The following is a 12,523-nucleotide window of genomic DNA, read 5'->3' as shown; positions in this document are numbered from 1 at the left end:
GTTGAGCGGAGTAAAAGAGAGTTTAGGGAGTAATTAATTTTCTCTGCGTAACTCCTTTTTACTCCGCTCAACTCCGCGAAACAACACCTCATTGCTGATAAACCCGCACATAATCCACTTCAAACCGCGCCGGGAATTTCGTTGCCGAGGGGTCACCGCCGTTCTGACCGCCGATGGCGAGGTTCAGGAGCAGATAGTGCGGTTGGTGGAACGGGGTTTTGCCGCTGCCGTCGCCGTTGATCGTGGTCGACAGCGCCACCGCGTTGAGCAACTGATCATCCACGTACAGTTTGATAAAATCCTGGTCCCAATCCATGCGCCAGGTGTGGAATTTCGCCGACCACTTTGGATCGGTGAAGTCGGTGATGGGTTTCTTCGTCGTCCGCCATGCTGCTTTCCACTTTTCATTCGTTCCCCAGGCGACATTGGCAAGCAGCATGTTCCGGTAATATTCCATGATGTCGATTTCGCCGTTGGCCGGCCACTCGCCCGACACGCCCAGCGTCCAGAACGCGGGCCAGAGACCCGGACGGGTGTCGATCCGTCCCCGCATTTCAAACCGGCCGTATTGCCACTGGTGCCGCCCTTTGGTCAGCAGGCTGGCGGCCGTATACCGGATGGAGTCGCGGCTGGTTTTCCAATTGGTGCTGCCGGGCTGATGAGTAGGATTCGGGCGGTTTTCCCGACGGCCTTCGATGATGAGCAAACCGTTTTCGCAGCGGGCGTTGTCGGGCTGGTACCATTGAAGCTCGTTGTTGCGGACAAAACCGGTTTCGAAGGCCCATTTCTTTGGATCGGGTGGGCCGGGGGTGTTGAATTCATCGGCCCAGACCAGCTTCCAGTCGGCGGTTGGTGGAGCAGATGGCCTGGCAAAAAGACAGAGAATCAGGCAGTAAAGCGGGGTCATAAGCAATCCGGGTTGGAATAGAGCGGTAAATGTAAAGGTTCGTGGCAGATTTCGAAAATAGGGTTCAGAAATCATCGAAAAAGCGGCAAAAAGGACAAAATTTAGTACAATCACTCTGTGCATATGCTGATGTTGGCGCAGTGGTCATCCGCGTTTTTCCATATTTTTAATCCGGTTTTTTAAACCCAAACTAAGTTTTTTGAGTTTTATTTGCTCGGATGCCCCCTCTTTTTTTACCTTATACGTTTGCTTACAAAACCTCAGCTAAGACAGAATAAAGACCGCGCAGGTCTGTTACCCCTATAAAATGATTGTACCAACAGCCAACATAGCCCCTTCAGGAATCAATTTGACCAATTGTGAAACAGAGCCTATTCACATTCCCGGTTATATCCAGTCCCACGGCTTTTTAGTGGCCATTTCGGCAAATGATTTTGTTATTCGCTATTGTAGCGAGAACAGCAGCACGTTTGTAAACCGGCCGGCGACCGATCTGCTGGGAAAACCGCTCGATGCCCTGCTGACTGAAACCGACCTGACGGCCGCCGAACTGGTGTCGATTCTGAACGTGGGAAAACGGGAGAACGCCTGGTCGCGGATGAACCCGCACCGGTTTCGCATTAACGGGAACGAATGGAATCTGATTGCCCACCAACACGATACCCTGATCATTCTGGAATGGGAATCGGCGGTGGCCGCTCATGCCCATTTTGAACAACAGTTGATTGCTGATGCGTTGAGCGAAGTGCAATCCAACCGGACGCTGATCGAACTGATCCAGAATACCGCCCGGCGGGTGAAGCAGATCATTGGCTATGACCGTGTGATGGTCTACCGGTTTGCCGCCGACTGGCACGGCGAGGTAATCGCCGAAGAGAAAGAATCGCACCTGGAATCGTATCTGGGCCTGCATTATCCGGCTTCGGACATTCCGCGGCAGGCCCGGGAGTTGTACAAAACCAATCTGGTGCGGATTATTGCCGATGTGAAAAGCGCCCCTTCGCCCATTTTTTCACTGCGTGACGGAGAGCAGGCAGAAGGCCAGCCGCTGGATTTGACCCATTCGGTGCTGCGGGCGGTGTCGCCGATTCACATCGAGTATCTGAAAAATATGGGTGTACAGGCCTCCATGAGTATTTCGCTGCTCTACCGCGGTGAACTGTGGGGACTGATTTCCTGCCACCATTCGACGCCCCGGTTTGTCGATTTTCCGGCCCGGCAGGCGGCTAAATTTGTCAGCCAGTTGCTGTCGTCGGCCCTCGAATTCCGGAAGGACGAAGAGGACCAATCGCTTCTGTTTCAGATTCAGCAGAACGGGCAAACGCTCAATAGCCAGATTCTGAAAGACTGGGATGTTGTGGTGGGTTTGACCCAACACCCGTTGACGGCGTTACACATCAACAGTGCCACGGGGGCGGTGTTGGCGTTTGACAATACCTTTTATTGCATGGGCAAAACCCCCACCGAATCGGCGGTGGCCGGGATTACGAACTGGCTCAAAACGCAGGAATTCGATACGGTTTTTGAAACAGACCGTTTGCCGGAGCTGTATCCACCGGCCGAATCCTTCCGGGAAGTGGCTTCCGGGGTGCTGGCCATTGCTTTGTCGAAGGAACTGGATGAATATTTGCTGTGGTTTAAACCGGAGCAGGTTCGGCAGGTGACCTGGGCGGGCAATCCGGATAAACCCGTGACGGTTTCGGAAAACGGCCGGCAGCATTTGCACCCGCGTAAGAGTTTTGAGGCATGGTCGCAAACCGTTCGCAATACGTCGGAACCCTGGCGGGATGCTGAACTCGCGGTCGCCATCAAGCTGCGGGAAGATGTGTTGCAGGTGGTGGCCCGCAAAGCCAACGAAGTCCGGCAATTGAACGAACGGCTGCGGGTGGCTTATGAAGAACTGGATGCGTTCAGCTATACGGTTTCGCACGATTTGCGGACGCCCCTGTCGTCGATTCGCTGTTATTCCGAAATCATTCTGGAAGAACAGGGTGCCACGATGGATGACGACACGCGCGTGATGTTTCAGAAAATTCTGGATTCGACGGAGCGAATGCGATCCCTGATCCGACATATTTTGTATTATTCCCGGATGGGACGCACCGAGTTGAATTTCACAAAACTGGACATGCCAAAAATGCTGGACGTGATTCGGGACGAAATTCTGATCACTGAAAAGAATAAAAACCGGAACGTCCAGATCGAATTTGGTGCGATGCCGTCGATTTATGGTGATCCTACGATGGTGAACCAGGTGTTCACGAATCTGATTTCCAATGCCGCCAAATACACCCAGCGAGTCCCGGAAGCGGTGGTTTGGGTGGAAGGCCGGGAAACCAGCGATGAAGTAACGTATACCGTGAAAGACAATGGGATTGGCTTCGATATGAAGCATGCCGCTAAAATGTTTGACCTTTTCAAGCGTTTGGAAAATGCGGCCAGCTTTGACGGAACCGGGGTCGGACTGGCCATTGTCAAGCGGATCATCAACCGGCACCGGGGAAAAATCTGGTTTCACAGCGAACCCAATCGTGAAACCCGGTTTTCAGTTTCGTTTCCAAAGGAGCAACAGACTCCGTAACCTTGTACGACAATGTTAGATCTCTTGTATGTTGAAGATAATCCGGACGATGCCGACGTTTTTGGTCGGGTGATGCGGAAAATGGAGAAAACGATCTCCTACAAAGTGATCAATGTGGGCTCCGAAGCCCTTGATTACCTGAGTGCCGAAGGAAAATACCAGACCGAGACGGCTCCCCTGCCCAAGCTGCTGCTGCTCGATCTGGATTTGTCGGAATACAGCGGGTTTGATATCATTGAAAGAGCGCGTTCGCTGTCCCGGACGCGGCTATTGCCAATTGTGGTTTTCAGCACTTCCGACAATCCACAGGACATCAGCCAGTCGTTTCAACTCGGTGCAAATGCCTATGTCGTCAAACCGGGTACGTACCAATCGATCGGGCAGTTGTTGCGTCGGCTGTGCGACTTCTGGTTGATCGATAACAATGTAGTAAACGCATGATGACGGTAGCGGAACGACTGCGGCACGAAACCCGTGCCTTACATGAACAAACGGAGGCCTTGCTCTATACCGAACCCTTACGGGCCGGTGCGATGCATCCGGAGCAGTACCGGCATTTGTTGCAGGCACATTGGACGTTTCACCAGGCGCTGGAGGCCGCCATCGATCAAAATCCCGTTTTTTTTCGGTCTTACGATCAAAACGACCGCCGGAAAACGCCCTGGCTGGAAGCGGATTTGGCCGAGTTGAACATGGACTTGCCAGACAGTAGACCTGATTTGTTTCAGCATTGGTCGCCCATTGACTTGCTGGGAGCAGCTTACGTGGGCGAAGGCTCGATGCTGGGGGGGAAAGCGGTGATGCATTATTTGCAGAAAAGCCCGGAACTGCAACCCCTGCTTATAAATGCCCGGTTTTACCGGGGCTATGGCGTCGAAGCCCTGGACAAATGGAAAGCGTTCGGGGCAATTCTGGCTGCTCAGGAAGAGGCAAATCACGACCGGATTATCGAAGCGGCTCAACGGGCTTTCTTAGCGTATCACGACATTTTCAGACATACACAACCGCAGCGTCAGGCGGTAGCTTAACCCGTTCTGCCATATACCGGCAGAAACACTTTGAAGGTGGCACCCCTCCCGACCTGGCTGGATACGTCAATGGCTCCGCCGTGAATTTCGGCTACTTTTTTACAGACTGCCAGCCCGATGCCCGTTCCGCTGTAGGCCGACCGGCTTTCCAGCCGCTGGAAGGGTTGAAAAATCCGCGATTTGTATTTTTCGTCAAAACCGATTCCATTATCCGCCACTTCAACCAGCAGAAAGAGCCGCTGGGACTGGCTCTGCAGTTCTTCCGGCAAGTCTTCGGGTTCGGGATAGCGGGCATTGATCTGAATCTCCGGTTTCTGGTCGGCTTTCTGAAATTTGATGGCATTGGCAACCAGATTCTGGAACAACTGCCGCAAGCGCAGCGGATTTCCGAGCAAATTAGGCAACGGAGCTACCTTAACAATGGCTTTTTTCTCCGAAATCGACATTTCCAGATCCCCCAGCACTTCCTTGATTAAACGCGCCAGCGAGATGTTTTCAAACGGTTCCGTTTGAGTCGACAGGCGCGAATACGTCAGCAGATCGCGCACCAGTACCTGCATCCGTTTGGCCGAATTCTGAATCCGGCGGACGAGGTCTACTTCGCCATCGGCCAGACTATCCGCAAACTGACTTTGCAGCACATCGCCGAAAGCCTGCAGTTTTCGTAACGGTTCCTGCAAATCGTGGGATGCGATGTAGGCAAACTGCTCCAGATTTTCGTTGGAATTCCGGATCTGGTGGATGGTGGCTTCCAGCTGATGCTGGATGCGTTTATTTTCGGTAATATCCAGAAACGTAACCCGAAGCTCATCGCCAAACCGGTCGGCTACGACCGTCAGCCAGCGGTCCATGCCGTCGCTGTTGTAGTGGTGTTCGAGTTTGAGGGGCTCATCCTGGGTGAGTGCCCGGCAATAATGGTCGAAAATGCCGTTGGTTTTGTAGGTCGGAAACCACCGGCTGTGGAGTTCGCCAAGGAGAGCGGAGGGTTCCTGGTCGACAAAGATCGCCAGTTTTTTATTCACAATGGAAAACCGGAAATCCGTTACTTCGCCCTGATCGTTTCGAACCGGTTGCAGCAGGAATAAAGCCGACTGGGCGCTGTCCATCAACGCACGCAATCGTGAAATTTCGGTTACTAAGGGGTCTTGAGCTGAATCCTGGGGTGGTTTATCCATTTCAAATCAGCCCAATCAAGGGCTGGTATATGCGGTTTAATCAACTAAGATAAACGGTTAATTGTTGATTTTTTTGCCTGAAAAGCGAAAATCTATCGTTAGGGCCTTCCCGAAAACCGGGCCAGCCAGTGCCGTATTCAGGGTATTCTTCCAATGAGGGCGGTTGGTATGGCGTATTCTGGTATTTTTGCCGGGAAAGTCTCATGTAAAAACCAATCTTGGATGGCAACGCTCGATTCTCTTTTTATCAACGATGAAAACCGGCCCTGGGAAACCGTTGGCCCCGGTGTTCGACGCAAAATCATGGCGTATGATGCCCATCTGATGCTGGTGAAAGTGGCCTTTGACGCGGGTGGCATCGGGGCCATTCACCACCATTACCACACGCAGATGAGTTATATCGAAAGCGGGCGGTTTGCGATCACGATTGCCGGCGAAACCCGCGAACTGAAAGCCGGGGACGTTTACCACCTGCCCCCGGATGTGCCCCACGGTGCCGTAGCCCTGGAAGCCGGTGTACTAGTGGATGTGTTTACGCCGATGCGGGAGGATTTTGTATGAGTATTTGGTTAAATGCCGTGCAGACGGGTACTTCTATTCATGTGCTGGATTGATTGAATTGATAAAATTCAGCCAATTTAGCTTCGAGCAGGTGCTTGTCGGGTAATTGGCGGGTATAGTCAGCCACCAGCGTGGGCGACAGCGTCCGGCTGAGGGCGTATTCCACCACGGCCTGGTCGCTGCTGGCGCAAAGCAACACGCCAATACTGGGATTCTCGTGGGGCTTGCGTACATCGCGGTCCAGCGCTTCCAGATAGAAATTAAGTTTACCTATATACTCCGGTTCAAACGGTCCGGCTTTCAACTCAAAAGCCACCAGACACTGCAGATCACGGTGATAAAACAGCAGATCCAGCCGGAAATCGCGCATTCCCACCTAAACGGGATATTCTTCGCCCATAAACGTAAAATCACGGCCCAATTCGAGTAAAAAGCGTTTCATGTTCTGGATCAAAGCCCGTTGCAGGTCGCGTTCAGAGTGACGCTCGGGCAAATCAAGAAATTCAAATACGTATTGATCCCGGAAAATGCCCTCGCCAAACGAGTCGCGAGCTTGTTCCTGTAATTGGGTCCTCACTGTGGACACATTGGGTGAAAGCATGACCCGTTCATAGACACCCGCTGCAATCTGGCGTTCGAGTTCGCGAGAACTGTATCGCTCTCTTGTCGTAAGCAACAAGTAGAATTGTCGTTCTTCCGGCGTTTTGCATTGAGCCAAAATAGTGAGATGATTTGTCCAGCTTATTTTTGACAGCACTGCTGTCAAAACTTCGGGGGCATTGCGATAAGTTTCATAAAACCTCCTCATTCGGTAGAGGCCTCTATAACTAAACCCTATCCAGTCAGGGTGTTACTTTTGTAGATAATCAGCTAATTGCACAACGGTAGCATCGCCCCATTCACTGGTTTCTACTTTTCGACTGATGTAGGCTCCGACATTCCAATACAGATCGATCAGTTCCCGGTTCACATGGGCTATCGCACGCTGCCGGGCCTGTTGAATTAGCGTAAGTAGTTCAGCAAAGTAGGGAATTGGATTCATTGTTAAAATTTGGAGAGTTCAGAGGGGTGGAAAGACCTATTGGCGGACCAAAAAGACTGCCAAAGTTATGAGTTTACGATCCGAAAAATCCTAATCAACGGGTTATTAATCGTTTCCGATTTCACGAGTTTTCGAACAACCTTTATATTCACTACAATCCTGTCCAGTAATTCACTATTTTGAGACCGGATTTCACCACGGCCCTTCACATGAATTACCGTTCCCGGGTACTCTCGTTTTTATTTGCGCTTTCCACCATTACCTACATCGACCGAACCTGCATTTCGCTGGTCGCATCGGACATCAAGAGTGACTTAAAGATCGGGAACGATCAGTGGGGCTGGATCCTGAGTGCCTTCGCGCTTTCCTACGCCCTTTTTGAACTGCCAACCGGTGCCCTCGGCGACCGGCTGGGACCCCGGCGGGTATTGACGCGGGTGGTGGGCTGGTGGTCGGTTTTCACGGCGCTCACCGGCACCGCCACGAGCTGGCTTTATCTGGTCATCGTGCGGTTTCTGTTCGGTGCGGGCGAAGCCGGGGCCTATCCCAATGCTTCCATCGTGGTTTCCCGCTGGTTTCCGCGGCAGGAAACCGGTCGGGCGCAGGCCTACATCTGGGCCGCTGGTCGCGTGGGCGGAATGCTGGCCCCCTGGATCGTGGTGCCGGTGGCCACGCACTTCGGCTGGCGGGCGTCTTTCTACGCGATGGGTTTGCTGGGTCTGGTTTGGGCGGTTTGCTGGTATATCTGGTTTCGCGATTTTCCCAACGAAAAACAAAACATCACCGCCGACGAACTTGCTCACATCGAAGAAAACCGGCGGTTTCGCATTTCCAGCCACCACATTCCCTGGCGGGCGGTTTTGCGGAGTCAAAACATGTGGGCCATTATGCTGATGTTCCATTTTTACATGTATGGTGCCTATTTCTTCACGGGTTGGCTACCGACCTACCTCAAGGAAGGGCGGCATTTCGATAAAGAACACATGCAGCTTTTTTCGACGCTGCCCTTTTTTCTGGGTGCCATCGGCTGCTTCACGGGCGGTTATTTGAGCGATTGGTTATCGAAACGCTACGGGTTAAAAGTCGGTCGGCGGGTGGTGGGCATCGTGGGACTGGGGCTTTCGGCGGTGATGATCCTGCTGTCGGCACTGACGGAAGACAATCAAACAGCCGCAATTTTTCTGTCGATGGGCATGGGTTTCAAGGACTTGACGCTCCCGGTTTCGTTTGCAGTTTGCAATGATGTGGGCCGGAGTCAGTCGGGCATGGTGTCGGGTGCCATGAACACCGTCGGGCAGTTGGGGGCGGTTTTTCTGGGCGTGTTGTTCGGCTACATCGTCAACCTCACCGGCGATTTCAACCTGCCGCTGTTTCTGATTGCATTTCTGTTGTTGTGCAGTTGCCTGCTCTGGCTCCGCATCGATCCCACGGAGGAGGTGGTTTTAACGTAACCCTGACAGCGGCTGCAAGCCCTGTCAGCGGTTGAGACTGGAGCAATTGTATAATTGAGAGAACAAAAGTCAAAAATCGCCCAAATCGAATCATTACCGCATAAAGCGATACGGAAAAGGCACTTGGCCGCGCCCGTAAACTCCTTCTCCAGCCGTTCCAGTACCTTCAGGCCAAGGTTGGGTAGCACTCCAGACAGAGTGCTACCCAACCTTGGCTCTTACTTTCCTTTCAAAATCTTTACGGTTTTTTGCTGGGTTGGCGTACTGACCCGCAGCAACAGCATTCCCGGTGCCTGATGGAAAACCGGGAGCCTGTGGTGTTCAACCCGACTTGCTTGTTTTACCTGCTGCTCACTGACCAGATGCCCATTGACGTCCGTCAACTGCACGTGCAGTGGTTTTCCTTCGGCTCCCCGGATTTCTACCTCGACCTGATTCGAAACCGGGTTGCCCAAAACCGTCACCTGTAAGTCAGAAGTAGATTCGGCTGACAACCGGGTTGGGGCATTACACTGGTATTCCTTCGGTGACCCTTTCAAAACGAACGTAGAACCCAGCACCCGCGCCAGCACCCTGGTGCCGTTGGTGACGCTGCCCGGTGGCGTGAAATTATACGCATGTGCGCCATTGCCTTTTCCGGCCTCTTTCAGATCGACCCGGTAAATATTAGCCAGCGTACTGCCCAAAGGCGTGATGGTTCCCGGACTGGGTTCGAGGTAAAATTCGACCGTGACCGGGGTATTGGGTTTGTTGCGATCCCAGACCCAGCCGCGAATTCCTCCGCAATCGAGTTTGTCCAGATAGCCTTCGAAGCTGCCCGTGACGACGGTTTCGGCCGGATTGACGGTCAGGTTGAAACTCACGCTGTTCATCGCTCCTTTCTCATCGGTCGCCGAGTAGGTTAGCGCAAAGCTTCCCGCGATCTCGGTTTTTCCGCTAATCTGCCGGGTACCGCTGGTGAAGGTAAGGCCAGCAGGCAGACCTGCCAGCGCATAGCTCAGGGCACCGTTTTCCGGATCGGTGAAAACCGGTAAGGTCGTGGTAAAAGTCACCCCCTGCTGGGTGGTCAATGGCGTCATCGTGGGAGCGACGGGCGGTTTATTCGGTGGGGGCGGAGGGGTTCCGTTCTGGCAGCGGATGGTTTTCGGGCCGTCCTTGAGGGTAAAACCGCTACCCACCACAGTGGCGGAGAGCGTATGTACTTCGCCATCTTTCAGCTCATCCGGAATAGTCCACCGAAACGCATGAATCCCATTGCCCTTGCCACCATCTTTCAAATCCTGCCGAAACTCGTTGGCCAGAATCGTACCCTTGCTTTCGGAATCCACCAGAATCTCGACCAAAATGGCGGTATTGGGTTTGTTGCGATCCCAGGCCCAGCCCCGGAAACTGGTGCAATCTCCTCCGTAAATGAACCCATCGAAGGAACCGGTGACGGTCGGCGCGGTGACCACGACGGTTACACTGGCCGGATCACTGACACAACCACCGACGTTACAAGTGGCCTGGTAGACGAAAGTGCCGGGGTTCGTTGTCTGGACAGAAATGGCTCCGGTTCCCGACGAACCGCCCGGGCCGTTCCAGGTGAGAGTTCCGGCACAGTTGCTGGCGGTTAAGTTGACCGTTGGTGCTCCTTGCGTGACGGTCGTGCTGGTCAGATTGGGGGGCGCAGGAGTACTGGTATTTCCCGAAACCGTAATACTAGTAGAGGCCGAACAACCCCCGTCCGCCGTGACGGTGACGGAATACGGTCCGGCGGCACTGACGGTTCGGATGGCATTCGTGGAATTGTCGTCCCAGCGGTAGGAGCTTCCCCCGCTGGCGGTCAGGCTGACGGTCGGACTGGCGCAGGTCAGCGTCGCACTCGACGGCGTGATGGTGGCCGTGGGAGCCGTATTGCCCGTTACAGTGACACTGCTGGTGGCGGTGCAGCCTGAGCTGAGATTGGTGACCGTCACTGTAAAGGCTTTGGGGCCGGTGGTGAGCAAGGTGGCACTCACGGGGTTGGTTGTGGTGCTGCTCAGGTTGGCTCCAGCTGGGGCAGCCCAGCCATAACTCAGGTTACTGCCGCCCGTTACCGTTGCCGACAGACTAATCGCCTGCCCGATGGTGACGCTGGCGGAAGAAGCCAGGGTTGACACGGTGATGGCTCCCGGTTCTCCCTGAAACTCGTAAGCGCCCATGTCGACCCGGTTTCCGTAAATGCGGGGATTCCCGGCCAGATCCGTCTGGGGCAGGGCCGTAACACTGTAGGGGCCGGAAACCGCCGTGGCGCTGGCCGGATCACCGGCATTGACAGCCGCGGAACAGGCCGTCAGTTGGAGGTTATCCGAACTGACAAAGGGTGAGGTGGCGGTAGTGAGGTTGTGGGAGCCAGTGTAGTTGGTTACCGAAGTTTCGAACAGACTGTAGCTGGCCGTTGTCGCTGAGGTTGCATCGACATATATCGAATTACTTCCTCCATTGTTCCAGAAAATGCAATTGATGAGATTGGTATTGCTGAAGGTAGAATTAAAGAATCCCCCTCCAGTGCTATTTATAGCTGTATTTGACGTAAAGCTACAGTTGATCAGGCTGGAACTGGAGTTATTAGTAACTATTCCCCCACCATAACTTGCGGTATTTGACGTAAAGCTACAGTTGGTCAGGCTGAAACTGGAACTCTGACTCACCATTCCTCCCCCAAAAGAACCAGCTGTATTTGACGTAAATCTACAACTGGTCAGACTGGGACTGGAATTAACATTAAACATCCCCCCCGCGACATCAACAGCGGTATTTGACGTAAAGCTACAATTGGTCAGGCTGGGACTGGCGGCAGAATAGTTATAGACCCCTCCTCCATCAGTAGCCGTATTTAACATAAAACTACAGTTGGTGAGTATCGGATAACATTCAGTACCATTAAGCATTCCCCCTCCATTAGTAGCCGTATTTGACGTAAAGCTACAATTGGTCAGACTGGGACTGGAGTCAGTATTATAGACCCCTCCTCCATCAGTAGCCGTATTTAACATAAAACTACAGTTGGTCAGGTTGGGATTAGAGTATGCGTAATTATAGATTCCCCCACCACCACTAAAAGATGTATTCGATATGAAACGACAATTGATCAGGGTTGGGTTGGAATTAGCATTCAACATCCCCCCACCGGTAGCCCTAAAATTGCTCAAATTATTAAAGCTGGCATTCCCACCCGTAATTACAAACCCGTTCAGGATGGCCGTACTGGTGATGCCTGAGTTGAATATGACATGATAGCTGTTGTCGGCGGGGTCGCCCACCGTCCCAATGTCACCACTCAGGGTGGTGCTGGACGGGGTGGTCAGGTTGAGGGCGGGTCGCTCGCTGCGGTTGGCTTCCGTTCCCACAAAACCGCCGTAGATGGCAACGTTGTTCTTCAGGCTGAAGCTAATGTCGCGGTTGGTTCCGGTGGTGGGTTTGTAGGTTCCCCCGGCCACCCACACCTCACCGCCCGCGCTGAGCGAGTTGATGGCGCCCTGCAAATCGGCGGTGGCGGTGGCCCAACTGGTGGCCGTCGCCGGATTGGAGTTGGTGCCGGTTGTCGACACAAACCGGGTGGTCGTCTGGGCGGAAACGATCAGCGAAAAACCGAGCAGGCAACCCAGTAATAAAAACCGGGTACGCAATGCCGCGATGGCCTCGGTCGGGAATAGTGAGGTAAAACGTTTCTTCATTTTACATGGATCGATTAAGGACGAAAAATGGAAACCGCCGGAGCATCGGTTCGATGCGTGGTGGTCGGTTTTTACGGGTT

Annotated in this window: 8 protein-coding genes and 1 pseudogene; 5 read left to right on the top strand and 4 right to left on the bottom strand. The window is 53.3% G+C overall.

What is annotated here, in order from left to right:
- Positions 1 to 88: 88 nt before the first annotated feature.
- Positions 89 to 907, bottom strand: coding sequence for a glycoside hydrolase family 16 protein (locus F0P93_RS27180; RefSeq protein WP_150880920.1), 819 nt, complete (start codon positions 905 to 907; stop codon positions 89 to 91).
- Between the two features lie 307 nt (positions 908 to 1,214).
- On the opposite strand from F0P93_RS27180, the gene F0P93_RS27175 reads away from it, so the two are divergent.
- The 3 genes from F0P93_RS27175 to F0P93_RS27165 are packed head-to-tail and all read left to right on the top strand — an operon-like array spanning position 1,215 to position 4,516.
- Complete coding sequence (locus F0P93_RS27175; protein ID WP_150880919.1) at positions 1,215 to 3,488, top strand: ATP-binding protein; 2,274 nt, start codon at positions 1,215 to 1,217, stop codon at positions 3,486 to 3,488.
- 12 nt (positions 3,489 to 3,500) lie between these two features.
- Positions 3,501 to 3,929: a response regulator gene (locus F0P93_RS27170; protein WP_150880918.1), complete on the top strand. Its 429-nt coding sequence runs from the start codon at positions 3,501 to 3,503 to the stop codon at positions 3,927 to 3,929.
- Complete coding sequence (locus F0P93_RS27165; protein ID WP_150880917.1) at positions 3,926 to 4,516, top strand: biliverdin-producing heme oxygenase; 591 nt, start codon at positions 3,926 to 3,928, stop codon at positions 4,514 to 4,516. Before F0P93_RS27170 ends, F0P93_RS27165 begins: the two co-directional genes overlap by 4 nt.
- On the opposite strand, the gene F0P93_RS27160 is transcribed toward F0P93_RS27165, so the two are convergent.
- On the bottom strand, positions 4,513 to 5,634 hold the full coding sequence (locus F0P93_RS27160; protein WP_191908931.1) for a sensor histidine kinase: 1,122 nt from the start codon (positions 5,632 to 5,634) through the stop codon (positions 4,513 to 4,515). The genes F0P93_RS27165 and F0P93_RS27160 overlap by 4 nt on opposite strands.
- Positions 5,635 to 5,913: 279 nt before the next feature.
- Here F0P93_RS27160 and F0P93_RS27155 point away from each other — a divergent pair, with 279 nt between their 5' ends.
- Positions 5,914 to 6,252, top strand: coding sequence for a cupin domain-containing protein (locus F0P93_RS27155; RefSeq protein ID WP_150880915.1), 339 nt, complete (start codon positions 5,914 to 5,916; stop codon positions 6,250 to 6,252).
- 37 nt (positions 6,253 to 6,289) lie between these two features.
- Here F0P93_RS27155 and F0P93_RS27150 read toward each other — a convergent pair.
- Positions 6,290 to 7,294 (bottom strand): annotated as a pseudogene (locus F0P93_RS27150) (PDDEXK nuclease domain-containing protein).
- 209 nt (positions 7,295 to 7,503) lie between these two features.
- Between F0P93_RS27150 and F0P93_RS27145 the strand changes: the two are divergent.
- Positions 7,504 to 8,745: an MFS transporter gene (locus tag F0P93_RS27145; RefSeq protein WP_150880914.1), complete on the top strand. Its 1,242-nt coding sequence runs from the start codon at positions 7,504 to 7,506 to the stop codon at positions 8,743 to 8,745.
- A 218-nt stretch (positions 8,746 to 8,963) separates the two neighbouring features.
- Here the strand turns inward: F0P93_RS27145 and F0P93_RS27140 are convergent, their stop codons facing one another.
- Positions 8,964 to 12,443, bottom strand: a complete 3,480-nt coding sequence (locus F0P93_RS27140; protein ID WP_150880913.1) for a putative Ig domain-containing protein — start codon at positions 12,441 to 12,443, stop codon at positions 8,964 to 8,966.
- Between the last annotated feature and the right edge of the window lie 80 nt (positions 12,444 to 12,523).

Source organism: Larkinella humicola (assembly GCF_008727875.1).
Lineage (GTDB): Bacteria > Bacteroidota > Bacteroidia > Cytophagales > Spirosomataceae > Larkinella > Larkinella humicola.
The sequence above is the reverse complement of the archived record's forward strand: the minus strand, read 5'-3'. Positions and strand labels throughout refer to the sequence as shown.

Bases quoted from the DNA above. Each gene is read 5' to 3' on its own strand.
- F0P93_RS27170 (WP_150880918.1), top strand. From the start codon at position 3,501: ATGTTAGATCTCTTGTATGTTGAAGATAATCCGGACGATGCCGACGTT.
- F0P93_RS27155 (WP_150880915.1), top strand. From the start codon at position 5,914: ATGGCAACGCTCGATTCTCTTTTTATCAACGATGAAAACCGGCCCTGG.
- F0P93_RS27145 (WP_150880914.1), top strand. From the start codon at position 7,504: ATGAATTACCGTTCCCGGGTACTCTCGTTTTTATTTGCGCTTTCCACC.
- F0P93_RS27140 (WP_150880913.1), bottom strand. From the start codon at position 12,443: ATGAAGAAACGTTTTACCTCACTATTCCCGACCGAGGCCATCGCGGCA.
- F0P93_RS27180 (WP_150880920.1), bottom strand. From the start codon at position 907: ATGACCCCGCTTTACTGCCTGATTCTCTGTCTTTTTGCCAGGCCATCT.
- F0P93_RS27175 (WP_150880919.1), top strand. From the start codon at position 1,215: ATGATTGTACCAACAGCCAACATAGCCCCTTCAGGAATCAATTTGACC.
- F0P93_RS27165 (WP_150880917.1), top strand. From the start codon at position 3,926: ATGATGACGGTAGCGGAACGACTGCGGCACGAAACCCGTGCCTTACAT.